Below are 17,662 nucleotides of genomic sequence, written 5' to 3' on the forward strand. Positions count from 1 at the left end.
GCCGCGCCTGCTGCCGCCGGTGTTCGGTGAGCGGCATCTGCTCTGCCATACCGACACTCTGGCAGCCGCTTCGGACGTCCGGTAGCGCAATTCGCTAGCTGGTGACGGCGTAGGGATCTGTCAATGTCGTTGGCGTGCTAGCGATCTCCAACGCGCCCGGTGCGCCTTGTACCTGGAAATGCAGCTCATCCTGCAGACGTTCCACGTCGGACAACACACGTTCGTCGGCGTTGCTCAACGGGGGCGTCGGAAACAGCACGGGACGAGAATAGTGGCGCAGGCATTACGTCAGGTGTCGTGAGCTTATATAAGACCGGCTTACAGGTTTATTCAGGTCACCTTTATCTGCAAATGTTGTGAGGACATTGTTGGCAAGAGTTGGTAAGAATGCGTCCCATGATAGGGACTGCCTCCAGTGAGTTGATCGTTCGGTCGGGGGATGCGGGTGAACGGGCGGGGGCGGGGTTTCGGCCGGACGTTGAGGGGTTGCGGGCGGTTGCGGTGTTGGCGGTGGTGGTGTTTCATGCGGGGGTTTGGGGGGTGGGGGGTGGGTTTGTCGGGGTTGATGTTTTCTTTGTGATTTCTGGGTTTCTTATTACCGGGATGTTGTGGCGGGAGGTGGCGGCTACCGGGACGGTCCGGCTTGCGCGGTTTTATGGTGGGCGGGCGCGGCGGTTGTTGCCCGCGGCGGGGATCGTGTTGGTCGCTACCGCGGTGGGGGCGGCGATGTTGTTGCCGCCGTTGCAGGCTCGAGCTGTGCTCGGGGATGGGATCGCCAGTGCGTTGTATGCGGGGAATTATCGGCTGGCGCTGAATGGGACGGATTATCTTGCGGCTGATGCGCCGCCCTCGCCGTTTCAGCATTATTGGTCGCTGGGAGTGGAGGAGCAGTTCTATCTGTTGTGGCCCGCGTTGATCATCGGTGTGGCCTGGTTCGCGCATCGCCGGCGGCGGGCGGGGGTTGCTGCCTCGCCGGTTCCGTATCTGATTGTTCTCGCGGTGGTTGCCGTGGTTTCGTTCTCGGTGTCGCTGAATTGGACGCGCACGTTGCCGCCGTGGGCGTTCTTCGCGCTGCCTGCGCGGGCGTGGGAGCTGGCGCTCGGGGGAGTTGTGGCGCTCTCGATTCCCGTGTGGCGGCGATTGCCGGAAGCGCTGGCTACTGTCGCGGGGTGGTCGGGGCTGGGGTTGATCGTGTATGCCTGTACTCGATTGGACGGGCTGACACCGTATCCCGGAACGGCGGCGCTGCTCCCCGTCCTCGGCGCGACGCTGGTCATTGTCGCGGGCTGTGGGGTGACTCGGTGGGGAGTCGGTCGGGCACTGTCGGTGGGTCCGCTGCGGTCGCTCGGTCGTCTTTCGTACTCCTGGTATCTCTGGCATTGGCCGGTGTTGCTGCTCGCACCGCGGTTGCTTGGTCATGGCCTCGATCAGGTCGGTGCGGTGGGCGCGGTGGTCTCGGCCGGTGGTCTTGCGATGCTCACGCTGTGGTTCATCGAGGACCCGATCCGATTCGCCGCACCGCTGCGGCGTTCGCCGGTGCTGAGTCTCACCAGCGGTGGTGCCGTCACCGGGGTGGCTGTCGGGGTCGCGGTGGCGTTGCTCGTGTACGTGCCCGCCCCGGTCGGCCATGGGGCGGCCGCTGAAGCGCTCAGCGTGGCACTCGTGGCACCGTCGGCGGCGGCCGTCGATCCGCACGATGCGGCGGTCCAACAGCTGACCGCGCAGGTACAGGCTGCCGTGGTGGCATCGGCCGAACAGCAGGCCGTCCCCTCGAATCTCTCTCCGGCACTCGCCGACGCACCGGCCGACAAGGCGGCGGTATTCGGAAACGGCTGCGTGCGTTCGTGGCTCGAGGTCGGGCAGCCCGAATGTGTTTCGGGCGATCCGGATTCGACAACCAGGGTCGCCCTGGTCGGCGATTCGCATGCCGCGATGTGGAGCCCCGCGTTCGAACAGGTTGCCGAGCAACGGCATTGGCGACTGGAGACGATGAGCAAGGTCACCTGCCCGCTGATGGAACTGCCGATCACCAGCCCCTATCTCGGCCGGGACTACACCGAATGCGTGCAGTGGCGCCACCAGATCCTGACCCGCCTGCTAGCCGAGCACCCGCGGTTGATCGTGCTGAGTATGTCCCGCCGATACGGCGGCGACTTCGGCTTCACCACCTACGACCAGGCCTGGATCGATAGCCTGTCCCGCCTGACGGCCCAGCTACGCGCGACGGGCGCGAATGTCCTTGTCCTCGGCCCGATCCCGGATCCCCACACCACCGCGCCGACCTGCCTGTCCGACCATCTCGACGACGCATTGGCCTGCTCGCCGACACGCCAGATCGCCGTGCACGACGAAGGCCTCACCGCCGAACGGGCCGCGGCGACAGCAGGCGGCGCACAGTACGCCGACCTCACCGAACTGTTCTGCACCACCGCCCGCTGCCCACTCATCACCCGCAACACCCTGATCTACCGCGACGACAACCACCTGACCGTCACCTACGCGAAAGCCCTCACCCCGATCGTCGCCGCACTGGCCGACCGCGCACTGGACGCGTCCGAGTAAGTCAGCGATCCGCACGCTCTAGGTCGGTGCGCAAATACTGTGCCGTTACGGATTTTTTGTCGGAGGTGAGTCGTTCGGGGGTGCCCTCGAAGAGGACTCGGCCGCCGTGGCGACCCGCGTCGGGGCCGAGGTCGATGACCCAGTCGGCGTGTTTGACGACCTCGAGATCGTGTTCGACCACGATGACGGTGTTTCCGTCGTCGACGAGGCGATCGAACAAGGTGAGTAGGCGGTCGACGTCGGCCATGTGCAGGCCGGTGGTCGGCTCGTCGAAGACGAAGACAGTGCCGGTGTCCTGGAGCCGAAGCGCGAGCTTGAGTCGCTGACGCTCGCCACCGGACAGGGTGGAAAGCGGCTGGCCCAGTGTCAGATACGACAAGCCGACCTCGCGGAGCAGCGCGAGCTTCCCGGTCACCTTCTCCTCGGTGAAGTAGGAGAGACCGTCTTCGACGGTGAGTCCGAGTACCTCGGCAATGTTCTTGCCACGCAATGTCTTCTGCAGCGCCTCGTCGTTGTACCGGCTACCTTCACACACCTCGCAGGTCACCGTGACGGGGTCCATATAGGCAAGGTCGGTCTCGATCACACCGCGCCCCTTGCACGCCGGGCAGGCACCGGTGGAGTTGAAGCTGAACAGACCGGGCTCGGCGTCATTGGCTTTCGCGAACAACGTGCGGACGGTATCCATGATGTCGACGTAGGTGGCTGGCGTCGATCGCGAGGAGATGCCGATGCCCGACTGGTCAACCATCACCGCGTCGGGATGCTGGGCGGCGAAAGCCCCTGAGATGAGCGAACTCTTGCCGGAACCTGCCACGCCGGTCACCGCGGTCAGCACGCCGGTGGGAATGCTGACGGACACATCGTGCAGGTTGTTCAGCGTGGCTTTGGTGATGTCCAGCGTGCCAGTGGGTTTGCGTACCTCGTCCTTCAAACCGGTGTGCTGACGCAACCTTTGGCCGGTGAGCGTGTCGGCTTTCCGGAGCTGGCGGTACGTCCCTTCGAATACGATCTCGCCGCCGTGCGAGCCCGCTCCGGGACCCATGTCGACGATGCGGTCGGCGACGGCCATCACGTCGGGGTTGTGTTCGACGACGAGCACGGTGTTGCCGTTGTCGCGCAGCTGGGCTAGAAGTTCGTTGAGCCGGTGCACATCTCGCGGATGCAGGCCGACGCTCGGCTCATCGAAGATGAAGGTCAGATCGCTCAGGCTGCTGCCGAGATGACGCACCGTCTTCAGCCGCTGGCCTTCGCCGCCGGACAGGGTGGACGTCTCGCGGCCGAGACTGAGGTAGCCGAGTCCGATCGACTCCAAACGGGTCAGCGCCGTGACGGCGGCCTCGACGACGGGCTTGGCGACCCGATCATCGATGTGCCCCAACTCGGCGATCAGTTCGCTCACTTCCAGTTCCGCGTAGTCGGCGATGTTCTTGCCGTTGATCTTCGAGGCGAGCGCGGCCTTGTTGAGCCGCCCGCCGCCGCACACTTCACAGGTGCCGGTCGTCACGACCTTTTCAACGTCCTTGCGCTCCTTGTCCTTCAGCGCATCGAGACCGTTCTTGAGGTACCGGCGATTGAACCGGACGACAATGCCTTCGTACTCGTTGGAATGCGTCACGTCCTTGCCGGGCCGCCGCACTTTGAAACCCCCACCGTGGAGCAGCTTTTCCCATTCCTCGGCGGTGAACTTCTGCAACGGCTTGTCCGGATCGAACACCCCGGACTCCGCGTAGGTGATCCACGGATAGCCGCCGACCGCGAACAGCGGTGAGGTGATCGCGCCCTCGTTCAGCGACTTCTTCCGGTCGAGCAGCAGATCGAGGTCGAGTCGCGCGGTACGCCCCAGGCCTTCGCACTCGGGGCACATGCCCTGCGGAACGTTGAACGAGTACATGGTCGACTCGCCGGCGCTGGGCTTACCGTGTCGCGAAAACAACACGCGCAGAATGGGATTGATCTCGGTCATGGTGCCGACGGTCGATCGGGAACTGCCGCCGATCTGCCGCTGGTCCACCACGATCGCGGTGGACAGGTGGGACATGCCCTCGGCGTGCGGCCGCTCGTACTTCGGCAGCCGGTTGCGGATGAACCAGGGAAAGGTCTCGTTGAGCTGGCGCTGGGATTCGATCGCGATGGTGCCGAACACCAACGACGACTTACCGGAACCCGACACTCCCGTGAAGACGGTCAGCCGCCCCTTCGGGATTTCCAGGGACACGTTCTTCAGGTTGTGCTCTCGGACGCCTTGCAGCGTAATACTGTCGTTCGCTTGCCGTCCGACTCGATCCGACATTTCCACTCCCCTCGGCGTGACCAGAACTAGTTTCCAATTGGAAATTATATCATTACGTGCACGTCATAGGCGGCCAGCCACTCGGCCAGCCGAATCGGGGTCTCGTTGTATAGGCCCCTTTCCTGCATCGATGACGCGCTGTCGACCGGTGCGTTGAGATGCTTATCGATCGCGTCGAGATCGAACAAAGGTAGTGCCGGAGAACTGGGTTCCGCGACGATCTTCTCCAGTATCTGCTTGATCGCCCGGTCATATCCGGAATCCTGGGTGGACGGATAGGGCGCCTTGCGGCGTTTCACAATGGACGCGGGCAGTAGATCGGCGGTGGCGGCGCGCAACAGGCTTTTCTCCCGCCCATCGAAGGTCTTGATCGACCACGGCGCGTTGAACACATACTCGACCAGACGATGATCGCAGAACGGCACCCGAACCTCGATCCCGCTTGCCATGCTCAACCGGTCCTTGCGATCCAGCATCACCGGTAGCCACCTGGTGAGATTCAGATAGCTCGCGATCCGCATCCGCCGGTCGTGCCCGGTTTCGCCGGCCAGATGCGGAACCTCTTGCAGCGCTGTGTGGTATTGGTCGGCGATGTATTCCGGCAGGTTCAGTTTTACCGTCAGATCGGGATCGAGGAATGCCGTCGATTGCTCGGTGATCGAGCGTTCGCCGAGCGCGTGCCACGGAAAAGTATTGGCCTGCACGGCTTTCTCGTCGTGGAACCACAGGTATCCGCCGAACACCTCGTCCGCGGATTCGCCGGAGAGCGCGACGGTGGACTGCGCGCGAACCGCCCGGAACAACAGATAGAGCGACGGACCGAGATCGCCGTCGCCGAAGGGCAGGTCCCAGGCCCGCGACACCGCCGACCGGATGTTCGGCGCGACGAGATCCGCGTTGTTCAACAAGATGGTCTGATGGTCGGTACCGACGTGCCGCACCAATTCCGCCGCGAACGGTTGATCGGGGGCCTCCCGAAGCGGCTCCGGCGCGAAGTTCTCCACCTGCCCCTCGAAATCCACCGAGAAACTCCGGATACGTTCGCCTCCATCGGCGTCGAGCCTGCGCTGCGCGAGCGCGGTCAACGCGCTGGAATCCAAACCACCGGACAGCAAGGTGCACAGCGGAACATCGGCGACCAGCTGCCGGGCGACAATGTCTTCCAGCAACTCCCGGACCTTACCGACGCTCGTGGGAATGTCGTCGGTGTGCGGCCGGGATTCCAGTTCCCAATACTTCTCCTCGGTCCGCCGTCCATTCCGCACCCGGACCACATGCCCGGGACGCACCTCGTACATGCCCTGCAACGGCGTCTGCCCGGGCACCCGAACAAACGACAGCACGTCGCGCAGTCCGTCCAGGGTGAGCACCGCCCGGCTCTCCGGATGGGCGAGAATCGCCTTCGGCTCGGACCCGAAGAGCACCCCATTCGGCGTCGGATAGTAGAACAAAGGCTTGACGCCCAACCGATCCCGATACAGCAGCAATTCCTCGACGCGGCTGTCCCAGATCGCGAACGCGAACATCCCGTTCAGCCGCCGCACGAATTCCGCGCCCCACTCCAGATACGCCCGCAGGACGACCTCGGTGTCGCTCCTGGTCATGAAGCGGTGACCGTGCGCCTCCAGTTCGTCGCGAAGCTCGGTGAAGTTGTACACCTCACCGCTGTAACTGATCGCGGCCAGCGGCGTTCCGTTGGGCAGCGTTTCCGGCGTGACCATCGGCTGCTTGCCGCCTTCGATATCGATCACCGAAAGTCGCCGATGTCCTAAAGCGCAATGCGGATGCGACCACAGCCCTTCGGCGTCCGGACCGCGTAAAGCCATGGTGTCCACCATCTTCTGGACAACTCGGTGCTCGGCAGTGAGATCACGATCGAAATCCAGCCAACCGACGATTCCACACATCGTCTTCTCCTTCCGCTGTTCTCACGCGAGGGTCGCCCACACGGTCTTCGGTTCGAGATACGCGTCGAGTCCGGCGCGCCCCATTTCCCGGCCGACGCCGGACGCCTTGACTCCGCCGAACGGTGCGGCCGGATCGCCAGGCGCCCAGGTATTGAGATACACCGAGCCCGCCTGCAGGCGAGCGGCGAGAGTATGTGCGCTGCTGAGGTTTTGGGTCCAGACCCCGGCCGCGAGACCGTAGTCGGTGTCATTGGCCATGCGCACCGCATCGTCGACGCTGTCGAACGGAGCCGCCACCAGCACCGGTCCGAAGATCTCCTCCCGGCAGATCCGCATGTCCGGTGCGACATCGGTGAAAAGCGTTGGGCGAATGAAGTATCCGCCATGCGGAACCGGCTCGGGGAGATCGCCCGAGGTCAAGGTCGCACCGGCGGCAACCCCGTCGTGGATGTAATCACGCACCCGCCGGTACTGTTCGGCCGATACCACCGGCCCGCACTCGGTCGCCGGATCCAGCGCCGGACCGACCTGCGCGCGCTTCGCCCGCGCCGCCAGTCCCTCGATGACCTCGTCATACACACTCTGGTGCACGAACAGCCTTGATGCGGCGTTGCATGCCTGACCGGTATTGAAATAGATCCCCTGGTAGCTCCCGGCGATCGCGGAGTCGAGGTCAGCGTCCGGCAGAATGATGTTCGCGCTCTTCCCGCCGAGCTCCAACGTGACCCGCTTGAGCTGCGCGCCCGCCTTCGCGCCGATCTCGCGCCCCACCGGGGTCGAGCCGGTGAAGACGATCTTGTCGACGCCCGGGTGATCGACCAGCGCGGCACCGGTCTCGCCATCACCGGTCAGCACATTGACGGTGCCCGCGGGAAAACCGGCCTCGTCGACCAGCTCGGCGAAGCGCAATGCGGTAAGCGGTGTCTGCTCCGCGGGTTTGAGCACCACGGTGCATCCGGCGGCCAGCGCCGCCCCGACCTTCCACGCCGTCATCAGCAACGAGAAGTTCCACGGGATGATCTGCGCGCAGACCCCTACCGGCTCTTTCCTGGTGTAGCACAACGTATTCGGCACCGCGACCGGTATCGTCTCGCCGTCGATCCGTGCGGGCCAGCCGCTGAAGTAGCGGAACTGCGCTGCCGCCGCCGGTACATCGAGCGCGCGGGTCATGGTGATCGGCTTGCCGCCGTCGATGGCCTCGAGCTCGGCAAGCTCGTCGCCGTTGCTGTCGATCAGGTCCGCGAGGCGAGCGATGAGCAGGCCGCGATCGGCCGCGGACAGCCGACTCCACGGTCCGTCGAGCGCGGCGCGCGCCGCGGTGACCGCTGCCGCTACGTCATCCGGTCCCGCATAGGCGATCTCGGACAGGTACCCGCCGGTCGACGGGTCGACGGTGGTGAATGTCCGTCCCATCGCCGAGGCGACGAACCTACCGCCGATGTACAGCAGGTGCTTGCGGGACAGGAAGTTTCGGGCCGCAACGCCCACGGTGTCGCACAAGGTATCCACGAGTCCTCCCGGTCCGCGTCAGAAGCGGTCGATGACGGTGATGCCGGTGGTGGTGAAATCGCTCATCGCAGTGAGGACTTCCCCGGCTCGGTCCAGCGAAACGGTGCGCTGCACCAGCGTTTGCGGGGTGAGCCGACCGGAGGAGACCAGCGAGAGTAGTCGCGGATAGCTGGAATGCGGATTGCCGTGCGAGCCAACGACGGTCAGCTCGCCGATGGTGATGGTGTCCATCGGCAGCCCAATCTCACCGGCGTCCGCCGCGCTGGTCAGCCCGACCTGGACGTGACGGCCGCGTTTGCGCAGCGAGCGTACGGAATTCAGCACCGTCGCCCGGGTGCCGAGCGCGTCGATGGAGACGTGCGCACCGCCGCCGGTGACTTCCCGCACCGCCGCGGGCACGTCCTGCTCGACGCTGGCGTCGACGGTGTGCGCCGCGCCCTGCTCCTTGGCGAGCGCGAGCTTGGCCGGGTCGATATCCACCGCGACCACGCAAGCCCCTGCGGCACTGGCGATCTGCACGGCCGCCAGCCCGACACCGCCGACACCGTGCACCGCCAGCCATTCGCCGGGGCGAACCTGCCCCTGCTCGGTGACCGCGTGGAAGGCGGTCATGAACCGGCACCCGATCGCGCTGGCCGCGACCGGCGTGAGTTCCTCCGGTACCGGCACGCAGTTGAAGTCGGCGTTCGCGATCTGGACGTACTGGGCATAGCCGCCGTCGCACCAGAACCCGAGCACCTGCATGTTGTCGCAGACATTGGCCTGTCCCGCACGGCAGTACGCGCACGACCCGCAGGCCAGGTGGAACGGCGTGGTGACCCGGTCGCCGATGCGCACGCCGCGCACCTCGGTGCCGACAGCGGTTATCGTGCCGACGATTTCGTGTCCCAGCGTGCGCGGCAACGCGACCTGTCCACCCATCCAGCCCCAGTCACCCATCCACGCGTGCCAGTCGCTGCGGCAGATGCCGGTGGCGAGCACTTCGAGCACCACGCCGTCCGGTTCCGGTGCGGGATCGGGGATTTCGCGCATTTCGAGTGGCGCGCCGTACTCGACAACCTGTGCCGCTCGCATGATCGCCCCTTTCAGCAGATGCGGATGGGGAGCGTGTCCAGTCCCCGGGTGATGTTGTTCGGTTCCCGGATGGGGTCGCCGGTGAGCTCGATCGTGGCGGCTCGTTTGGCGAGCGCGCCGAACAAGGCATGCGCCTCCATCGAAGCGAGGGTTCGTCCGGGGCAGTTGTGGATGCCGAAGCCGAAACCGACTGTGTCCGCCGGGTTTCGGTCCGCCAGGAAACAGTCCGGGTCTGGATAGTGGCGTTCATCCCGGTTGGCCGCGGCATAGGAGACCAGGACCCGGGCACCTTCGGGAATCGTCACACCGTCGACGTCACGGTCTTCGGTGGTCACCCGGGAAAAATGCTGGATCGGTGTCTCCAGCCGAACCCCTTCCAGGAAGGCACCGGGGACGAGCTTCGGGTCCTGCCGGATGGCCGCCCACTGATCCGGGTTCTGGGCCAGCAGCCAGAGGGTGCTTGCCACCCCGGCGATGGTGGTGTCCAGCCCGGCGCAGGCGTAGGCGCTCATCGTCATCAGCGCTTCGTTCTCGCTGATCTCGCCGCGGTTCGCTGCCTCCCAAACGATTTGGCCGAAGCTGTCGGGCAGCAGTTTGTCCGGTGTCGCGTCGGTGACGAGGTACTGCATGAGCGCCTCGACGTCGGGGAAGGTCGACAGCTGCCGCTCACCGGGCGGCCCGAAGTAATTGAACGCGCCGAGCGCCCAGACCAGAATCTTGTCCCGCTGTTCGTCGCGGGGGAAGCCGATCAGGTCCATCACGATGTCCACCGGCAGCTTGGCCGCGAAATCGGTGACACCGTCGAAGGTTTCGCGCCGCATCAGATCGTCCACGAGATCGTCGGCGAGCTGCTCGATGTTGCCTGCCACCTGGCGCACGTATTTCGGCCGCAGAGCGTCGTCCATGACCTTGCGCACCGCGCGGTGCCGCGGCGGGTCCATCGAGAGCAGCGAACCGTCCGAGAGTTCGTTGGCCGTAGGGTTCATCGCGATCCCCTGCGCGGAGCTGAACCCCGCCCAGTCGGTAAGCGCCGCGCGCACCTGGTCGTACCGGAACAGGCCGTAGAGATCGTGTTCGGTCATGTGCACGACGGGGCCGAGGTCTCGCAACGTCTGATAGCAGGGGGCCGGGTCGAGGAGCGCTTCGGTCGAGAACAGGTCGAGCTCGGTCTCGACCGCGGCGGTCCTGGTCGAGCTGGTCACGACCGGTCCTTTCCGGCCAGATCGTAGAAGCACAACCGGGGCCCGGCCTCCGGCCGCGTGTACATCCGGCGACAGGTCAGTTCGGACTTCTCGAACACGTCGAACCAGGCGGCCCGATCGCGGGGCAGGCCCTGCCCGGTCAGCACGTGGATCAGGAAGAAGTCGTCGTCGTTTTCCCTGCTGTCGTAACGGATTTCGGGCTCGCCGACGAGCAGGATCTTCAGCTCGGGGAAGGTCGCGGAGATCTCGTTCAACAGGTCGATGACCGCCTGCTCGCCGTGCCGGAAGTGCTCGTGTAGCGCGCTCATCATGCAGAGCCCGTCGGCCTCGAAGCATTCCTTCGGCCAGGTCTTGGGGGCGAAGGCGTCACCGACCACGAACGTGACCCGGTCCGCTACGCCGGAGGTGCGGGCGTGCTCGTTGGCCACCGCGACGGCGTCGGCATCGATGTCCAAGCCGATGCCGGTCAGCGAGGGGTCGCGCAGACAGGCGTCCACCACCAATTGCCCGCCACCGCAACCGATGTCGAGGATGCGCTGGACATTCCGGCCGCGCATGGCGGTCAGCAGCGTCGGCGTGTGGAACGCGGAGAACAGAGTGTCGCAGTGCGCGCCGAGCTTGCCGCCGTCGCGGACTACGTCCTTGCCGTAGACCGCCTTGCCGGTGAGCAGATCGCCGGTCCGGCTGGTCACCATGCCATACGCGTCGACGTAGACGCCGAGGCGGGCCAATGACACGTCGGTGGTGAGGAACTCGCCGAGCCGGGTCAGGTAGTACTCCTCGCCTCGGGTTTCGAGGATGCCGCGATTGACCAGGTAGCGCAGGAAGCCGGGCCCCATGTCGGGATCGATCCCGGCCAGCAGGCCGTCGGCGGGGTTGCGCGGGCCGTTGCGGAGCCGCTCCAGCAACGGGGTGTCGGCAATCGCCCGCACCGCGTGGCAGGCGTGCATCGCGCTGATCATCTCGGGCAGATCGGACAGCGTGAACGCCTGCCATTCCCGGCGTTGCTGCTCATCGGTGAGTTCGATGATCTCCGGACGATGTTCGGTGATCGTCATCGTTGTTCCTTTCGAAAATGTTGTCGCCCAGCGCTATTCGGCTACGGCGTAGGCGTGCCGCTTGCGTGGGCTCGCGGCCGCCCGGACGAACTCGTTGTCCTCGGTGAACCCGGCGGCGCAGACCCGGCCGAGCGAGTAGGCGGGGACCAGTTCCACCTCGTGGCCACGTTGTTCCAGCTGCTGGACCACCGCCGGATCGCAGGTCTCCTCGGCCACCAGCACGCCGGGACGATGCGCGTGCGGTGTGAAGGACGCCGGCACCTGATCGGTGTGGAAGGCCGTGGTTTCGGTCGCGGTCTGGAAATCGAGCCCGAAGTCGACGACGTTGAGGAAGAACTGCAACGTCCACTGGTCCTGCCGATCGCCACCCGGCGTGCCGAAGGCGACGTACGGGCGGCCGTCGCGCAGCACCACGGTCGGGCTGAGCGTGGTGCGCGGCCGCTTGCCCGCCGCGAGCGAGTTCGGGTGGTCGGGGGTGAGGTATCCGCACTGTCCGCGGGTGCCGAGCGGGAAGCCGAGGCTCGCGATGGCGGGCGAACTTTTCAGCCAGCCGCCACTGGGCGTCGCGGCGACCATGTTGCCGTGCCGGTCGACGGCGGTGACGGTGACGGTGTCGCCCTTGGTGGTGGTCTCCAGCAGGATCGTCGGTAAGCCGTTGCGCAACTGGGACATCCACTCCGTCTCGGCCTCGGGATAGTCCGGCGTGGACCGTTCTGGAATGAACGAGGTGCGCCCACCGGGCGCCCCGGGACGCAGGTCAAGCGCGGCACGCGGACCGACAAGTGCCCGCCGCTCGCGGTTGTAGTCCGCGGCGAGCAGCGCGTCCAAGGGCACATCGCTGAAGGCGGGATCGCCGTACCAGGCCTCACGGTCGGCCATCGCCAGCTTCGTGCACTCCGTCACGGTGTGCAGGTAGTCGGCGCTGCCGTGGCCCATCTTCGCCAGATCGAAGCCGTCGAGCAGCGCGATCTGCTGCAGGAACACCGGACCCTGCGACCACGGTCCCGGCTTGAACACCTGGTACGGGCCGTAGCCGTAGCTCGGCGCCGTCTCCACGGTCGCCTGCCACCCCGCGAGATCGTCCGCGGTCAGCAGTCCACTGTGTCGCCTGCCGGTCGAGTCGAGCATCGGCCCGGACGCGAGGAACTCCGAGATCTCCTCCGCGACAAAGCCTTTGTAGTAGGCATCATGCGCGGCCTGGATCTGGGCCTCCCGGTCGGCCGAGGCGGATTCGGCCGCTTTGATCAGCCGCTGGTAAGTATTGGCGAGCGCGGGATTCCGGAAACGGCTGCCCGCGGCCGGGGCGAGGCCGCCCTGCAGGTACGTCTGAGCCGACCCGGTCCACTCCTCGCGGAACAGCGGCGCGAGCACGTCGATGGCCTGCGCGGTCTCCGGCAGCAACGGAAAACCGTTGTCCGCGTAGCCGATCGCGGGCTGCAGGACATCGGCGAGGCGCATGGTCCCGAACTCGGCGAGCAGCCGCATCCAGCCGCCGAACGCGCCGGGCACGCAGGCGGGCAGCAGGCCGGAGCCGGGGATGCCGTTGAGTCCGAGATCGGCGAAGGTATCGATGCTGATCGCCTGTGGCATCGGCCCCTGGCCGCAGATCTGCTGTACGTCAGCGCTTTTCGCGCGATGTGCCACCACGGACAGGTCGCCGCCGAGGCCGTTGAAGTGCGGTTCCACCACCTGCAGCACGAATCCGGCGGCGAGAGCGGCGTCAAAGGCGTTGCCGCCGTTGGCCAGGATGCGCATGCCTGCCGCGGAGGCAAGCCAATGGGTGCTGGCTACGGCACCGGTGGTGCCGGTCAGTTCGGGTTTGGATGGAGGCATGGGGGTTCTCCCGGTCACTCGTCCTGGAATATCTGCAGACCGGGCGCGAGAATGGCGCTCGGGTCGTACCGTGTTTTCGCGGCGCGCAACGCCGTCCATTTGTCGCCGTAATGGGCCCGCCAGTCCTGCGCGGTGAAGCGCAGCGAGCCGATCGGGTAGAGCACGGCGCCGTACTGCTCGCGCGCGTGGGCGAACATCCGATCGTTGCGATCGAGCATTTCCTCGATGAATTCCGGATCGACACCGGGAGTTTCGGCCACGGTGTTGATATCGAGAACGAAGACCCAATCGGAGCCATTTGCGGCCGGGACCGGCGGATACGGCCTGGTCATGTGTGCACGCCGTTGCGGGTAGATCAGGCTGATGCCGAAGGGCCCGATGTCGCGCGCGGTGAGCTGTGCCTGCACCTCGCCGACATACTCCTCGACGACGGAACCGGACAGCCAGACGTCGTACCAGGGCTTGACGAGCTGATCCCAGCCCACTTCGGCCCGCATACCGTCGACAAGCGTGTCGATCTTGTACACGTAGTCCAGGTAGCTGGTGTCGTCGATGAGCGGCTCGGTGGTCAGACCCGCCGCCGCGACCTGGTCGTCCGGCGGCGTGGCGGGGTCGTAAAGGACTGTGGCATACAGCCGGTGGGTCGGCGCGGACTCCGGCGAGTACATCTCGGCATAGACGTGGTCGATGGCGGGCCGCTCGATGAGCGTGCGCATGTCCTGGAAGAACTCGCCGTTGTCGGTGTACTCGAGCACGTAACTGCGGGCGCGTTCGGTGGCGGGAACGAGGTCGAGCACGGCCTTGGTGATGACGCCGCACTGGCCGAGCCCGCCGAGTACCGCCTCGAACAGATCGGGCTTGTGCGCGGGCGAGCAGCGCTCGATCGCACCGGTCCCCGTCACGACCTCGAGCTCACGCACGTGATCGACCTGCAGGCCGGTGTTCAGCGCGCCGACGAGACCGCCGAGGCCGCCCACCGAGAGCGTCCCGCCGACAGTCAGCGAGGTGTAGCCGGTGATGGCCGGCGGTGTCAGCCTCGGTGACTGCGCGTAGGTGGCGTTGATCAGGTCCTTCCACAGGATGCCTGCGTCGACTTCGGCGACGTCCTTGCCGATGGAATGGATACGGTTGAGGTACTTGTTCTCGATCACCAGGCCGTCGGTGAGGCCCTGGCCGAGGGTGGTGTGCGCGGCGCCTCTGGTCGACACGTTGACGTCGTGCGCGCGGCAGAAGCGGACCATCGCGGCGATGTCGTTCGCCGAGCGTGGCCGCAGTACCGCGGCGGGCACGTGGTTGGTGATGTTGCCCAGATCGGTGGCGACCGCTTGGCGCGACTGCTCGTCGACGAGTAGCTCACCCTCCAGCGCGGGCGCGGTAGCGAACGACAGGCCCGCATTCTCGCCGGTGACCCAGCTGCGTTCGAGCGGATCGAAACCTACGATCGCGGACTGTATAGTGCCGGCGCTGAATTCAGGCACGGCAAACTCCTTTCGACGCAATGGTTTTGACCGACGACAAGCGCGATGGCCGCGGCCGATTTCCACTACATCGAACATATCCGGACTGCTATGCCCGGCACATCCAGAGAATCCTCAAATTACTGTCAAAAGCTCTTGAAACCGTAAAACGGTGCAGGTTATGACGATATCGGTGCCGGTTGCGCGGCCGAATTGATGGCCGCGGCCACCTTGCCGCACAGTTCGGCGAAGACGGACTGCTCGGCCGGGGTGAGTACGGACTCGGCGATGGTGGCGTTGTCCCGTCTGCATTCCGCTGCGCGGTCCAGGAATTCGCGTCCAGCAGGGGTAAGCGAGGTCGTCTGTTCCCGGCGGTCGGTACCCAGTGTCGCCTGCCGGACGAGGTCCTGATCCTTGAGCACGCGAAGGGCTTTCGACATCGTCGGGCGGGACACGCGCAACGAGTCGCTGAGCGATGATGGCGTCATCGGTCCACGTAGACGCAACATTTCGAGCACGTCGTACTGTTGCCAGGTCACCCGCTCGGGTGTCGTCCGAGTCCGTTGCGCCACCAGCACGCAGGTCAGGTGGGCCAGCGCGTTCTCTATCCCGTCCTGCCAGTCGAGTACCTGGCTGTTTTCGTTTTCGTCAACAGGCACTGGCCTCTCCTCACCCGGTCGTGGACTTGATTTCCCGCTGGAAACTAGTTTACGGTATCAATTGCTACACCAACTCGTACTCTGTCATACAGGAGGAGTGGTTATGAGCACCTCGGGTACTCACCCGACGACCGTAGGGTGGTTTGAAATCGCCGCCACCGAACCGGAGCTCGATAGGCAGTTCTACCAGCGCATATTCGACTGGGAATTCACCTCGTTCGGCCCCGGCTATGACACGATCACCGCCCCTGGCGCGTCGGCCAGCATGGGCGCGCTGCGTCGCGGCGGCAGTGACGCGCTGTGGATCAGCGTGGTCTGCGACGATATCGCGGCGACCATTTCGCGACTGGAAACATTGGGCGCCAAGGTTTTCGAGAGCCCCGCGCGTACCGCGGCGGGGGACAAGCACGCGGTGATCACCGACGTGCAGGGAAACAAGCTGGGGCTCTTCGAACCCGCTGTGCGCGAAGAACATTCGGCCCCGGTGCCGAACGGCACGGCCTGGTTCGAAATCGGGACAACGGATTTCGCGGCCACCCGGAAGTTCTACGAACAGGCCTTCGGCTGGACATACCAGCGGGACGAGGCCGCCGAAGGCGCGGTCTACTACAGCATCCACCCCGACGGGGCCGAGGAGCCGATCGGCGGCACGATGGACGTGTCGGCCATGCCGAGCCCGACCGATTACGCGATTCCGGGACTGCTCGTCACCGACGTCCCCGACCTGCTCGCGCGCTGCGAACAGGCAGGCGGACAACGCCTGATGGATCCGTTCTCCGACGCGGCCGGCCTGATCATCGGACAGTTCACCGACCCCTTCGGCAACCGGTGGACCGCGTTCGCCAAGCCGTAAGGGGAGTCATGCCTTTTGCCGTATTTGTGTTGGGCCTGGGCGTTTTCTGCCTCAACACCACCGAAATCATGGTCGCCGGACTCATTCCCGGCATGTCGAGTGACCTGGGTGTCTCCATCGCCGCCATCGGTTACCTCGTCTCGATCTTCGCCTTCGGCATGGTCATCGGCGGCCCGGTCCTGATCGTCGGCTTATCGAAAGTGCCGCAGAAGAAGTCGTTGATCTGGCTGCTCGTGGTGTTCGTCGTCGGGCAGACGATCGGTGCGCTGGCCCAGGATTACTGGGTGCTGGTGGTGGCGAGAGTCGTTACCGCGCTGGCCGCCTCGGCGTTTTTCGGGGTCGCCGCCGCGGTCTGTGTGCGACTCGTCGGCGCCGAGCGACGAGGGCGCGCGATGTCGGTGTTGTACGGCGGCATGATGGTCGCCCAGGTGGTCGGCTTGCCGGTGGCCACTTTCATCGAGCAGCATTTCGGCTGGCGGGCCAGCTTCTGGCTGGTCGACGCGTTGGCGGTGGTGTGTATCGCGGCGGTCGTGCTGCTGGTTCCGTCCGGCGGCAACACCCAGACCATGGACTTCCGATCGGAGATCCAGGCCTTCCGGAACCTGCGGCTGTGGGGCGCGTACGCGACCAACGCCCTCGTCATCGGCTCGGTCGTGGCCGGATTCACTTACCTCTCACCGATTTTCACCGACGCGACACACTTCGCGCCTGCGACGGTGCCGCTGCTGTTCGCCGTGTACGGGATCGCGACGGTGGTGGGCAACGCCGTCGTCGGCCGGTTCGCGGACCGCTATACCCGGCCGATCCTGTTCGGCGGGCTGATCGCGCTGATGCTGGTACTCACCGCTTTCGCGCTGTGTGTCGAATACAAGGCGCCGACTATCCTCGCCACCGTGCTGCTCGGCCTGGTCGGCCTGCCGCTCAACCCGGCGATGGCGGCCAGGGTGATGTCGGTGTCGAACGAGGGTGCGCTGGTCAACACCGTGAACGGATCCGCCATCAACATCGGCGTCGTGATCGGTCCGTGGCTGGGCGGCATCGGGATCAGCGCCGGCCTCGGTCTCGCGGCACCGCTGTGGATCGGCGCGGCAATGGCGCTGTGCGGGCTGCTCACGCTGCTACCCGACCTGCTGCAACGCGCGCACGCGTCCACTAAGGACACTGGCGCGCTGGCGCCCGCGGCCGCCGAGAAGCGTGGGTGAGGATCGCCGATAGCGCTGCGGCGTAATATGTTTGTGGACGAAATCGTCCATTT

Annotated in this window: 13 protein-coding genes; 3 read left to right on the forward strand and 10 right to left on the reverse strand. The window is 65.5% G+C overall.

The features are described from left to right. Window positions 1–94: 94 nt before the first annotated feature. Window positions 95–259 carry a hypothetical protein gene (locus ACIA8C_RS20415; protein ID WP_397136835.1) on the reverse strand — a complete coding sequence of 55 codons (165 nt, stop codon included), beginning with the start codon at window positions 257–259 and terminating at the stop codon, window positions 95–97. A gap of 137 nt (window positions 260–396) precedes the next feature. Between ACIA8C_RS20415 and ACIA8C_RS20420 the strand changes: the two genes are divergently transcribed. Next, complete coding sequence (locus ACIA8C_RS20420; RefSeq protein WP_397136837.1) at window positions 397–2,562, forward strand: acyltransferase family protein; 2,166 nt, start codon at window positions 397–399, stop codon at window positions 2,560–2,562. A gap of 1 nt (window position 2,563) precedes the next feature. Here the strand turns inward: ACIA8C_RS20420 and ACIA8C_RS20425 are convergent, their stop codons facing one another. From ACIA8C_RS20425 to ACIA8C_RS20465, 9 genes are all read right to left on the reverse strand, one after another. Continuing rightward, window positions 2,564–4,855: an ATP-binding cassette domain-containing protein gene (locus ACIA8C_RS20425; RefSeq protein WP_397136839.1), complete on the reverse strand. Its 2,292-nt coding sequence runs from the start codon at window positions 4,853–4,855 to the stop codon at window positions 2,564–2,566. 44 nt (window positions 4,856–4,899) lie between these two features. After that, a complete protein-coding gene (gene asnB, locus ACIA8C_RS20430) occupies window positions 4,900–6,762 on the reverse strand; it encodes an asparagine synthase (glutamine-hydrolyzing) (RefSeq protein WP_397136841.1) in 1,863 nt (620 codons plus the stop codon). A gap of 21 nt (window positions 6,763–6,783) precedes the next feature. After that, window positions 6,784–8,271: an aldehyde dehydrogenase family protein gene (locus ACIA8C_RS20435; RefSeq protein WP_397136843.1), complete on the reverse strand. Its 1,488-nt coding sequence runs from the start codon at window positions 8,269–8,271 to the stop codon at window positions 6,784–6,786. 18 nt (window positions 8,272–8,289) lie between these two features. After that, window positions 8,290–9,345 carry a zinc-dependent alcohol dehydrogenase family protein gene (locus ACIA8C_RS20440; RefSeq protein ID WP_397136845.1) on the reverse strand — a complete coding sequence of 352 codons (1,056 nt, stop codon included), beginning with the start codon at window positions 9,343–9,345 and terminating at the stop codon, window positions 8,290–8,292. Between the two features lie 11 nt (window positions 9,346–9,356). Then, a complete protein-coding gene (locus ACIA8C_RS20445) occupies window positions 9,357–10,547 on the reverse strand; it encodes a cytochrome P450 (RefSeq protein ID WP_397136847.1) in 1,191 nt (396 codons plus the stop codon). After that, window positions 10,544–11,605 (reverse strand): methyltransferase domain-containing protein, encoded by a 1,062-nt coding sequence (locus ACIA8C_RS20450; protein WP_397136849.1) that lies wholly within the window; start codon window positions 11,603–11,605, stop codon window positions 10,544–10,546. The genes ACIA8C_RS20445 and ACIA8C_RS20450 overlap by 4 nt, the downstream gene beginning before the upstream one ends. 33 nt (window positions 11,606–11,638) lie before the next feature. Beyond that, on the reverse strand, window positions 11,639–13,438 hold the full coding sequence (locus tag ACIA8C_RS20455; protein ID WP_397136851.1) for a gamma-glutamyltransferase family protein: 1,800 nt from the start codon (window positions 13,436–13,438) through the stop codon (window positions 11,639–11,641). Window positions 13,439–13,452: 14 nt separating this feature from the next. Further along, on the reverse strand, window positions 13,453–14,916 hold the full coding sequence (locus ACIA8C_RS20460; RefSeq protein WP_397136853.1) for an FAD-binding protein: 1,464 nt from the start codon (window positions 14,914–14,916) through the stop codon (window positions 13,453–13,455). A gap of 158 nt (window positions 14,917–15,074) precedes the next feature. Next, window positions 15,075–15,554, reverse strand: a complete 480-nt coding sequence (locus ACIA8C_RS20465; protein ID WP_397136855.1) for a MarR family winged helix-turn-helix transcriptional regulator — start codon at window positions 15,552–15,554, stop codon at window positions 15,075–15,077. Window positions 15,555–15,657: 103 nt separating this feature from the next. On the opposite strand from ACIA8C_RS20465, the gene ACIA8C_RS20470 reads away from it, so the two are divergent. Together ACIA8C_RS20470 and ACIA8C_RS20475 are read left to right on the forward strand one after the other, a co-directional pair. Next, complete coding sequence (locus ACIA8C_RS20470; protein WP_397136857.1) at window positions 15,658–16,407, forward strand: VOC family protein; 750 nt, start codon at window positions 15,658–15,660, stop codon at window positions 16,405–16,407. Window positions 16,408–16,415: 8 nt separating this feature from the next. Then, window positions 16,416–17,609 carry an MFS transporter gene (locus ACIA8C_RS20475; protein WP_397136859.1) on the forward strand — a complete coding sequence of 398 codons (1,194 nt, stop codon included), beginning with the start codon at window positions 16,416–16,418 and terminating at the stop codon, window positions 17,607–17,609. The last annotated feature ends 53 nt before the right edge of the window (window positions 17,610–17,662 follow it).

It is taken from the genome of Nocardia sp. NPDC051321 (assembly GCF_044455225.1).
Taxonomy (GTDB): Bacteria; Actinomycetota; Actinomycetes; order Mycobacteriales; family Mycobacteriaceae; genus Nocardia.

Bases quoted from the DNA above. Each gene is read 5' to 3' on its own strand.
- ACIA8C_RS20420 (WP_397136837.1), top strand. From the start codon at position 397: ATGATAGGGACTGCCTCCAGTGAGTTGATCGTTCGGTCGGGGGATGCG.
- ACIA8C_RS20425 (WP_397136839.1), bottom strand. From the start codon at position 4,855: ATGTCGGATCGAGTCGGACGGCAAGCGAACGACAGTATTACGCTGCAA.
- asnB (WP_397136841.1), bottom strand. From the start codon at position 6,762: ATGTGTGGAATCGTCGGTTGGCTGGATTTCGATCGTGATCTCACTGCC.
- ACIA8C_RS20440 (WP_397136845.1), bottom strand. From the start codon at position 9,345: ATGCGAGCGGCACAGGTTGTCGAGTACGGCGCGCCACTCGAAATGCGC.
- ACIA8C_RS20450 (WP_397136849.1), bottom strand. From the start codon at position 11,605: ATGACGATCACCGAACATCGTCCGGAGATCATCGAACTCACCGATGAG.
- ACIA8C_RS20455 (WP_397136851.1), bottom strand. From the start codon at position 13,438: ATGCCTCCATCCAAACCCGAACTGACCGGCACCACCGGTGCCGTAGCC.
- ACIA8C_RS20470 (WP_397136857.1), top strand. From the start codon at position 15,658: ATGAGCACCTCGGGTACTCACCCGACGACCGTAGGGTGGTTTGAAATC.
- ACIA8C_RS20475 (WP_397136859.1), top strand. From the start codon at position 16,416: ATGCCTTTTGCCGTATTTGTGTTGGGCCTGGGCGTTTTCTGCCTCAAC.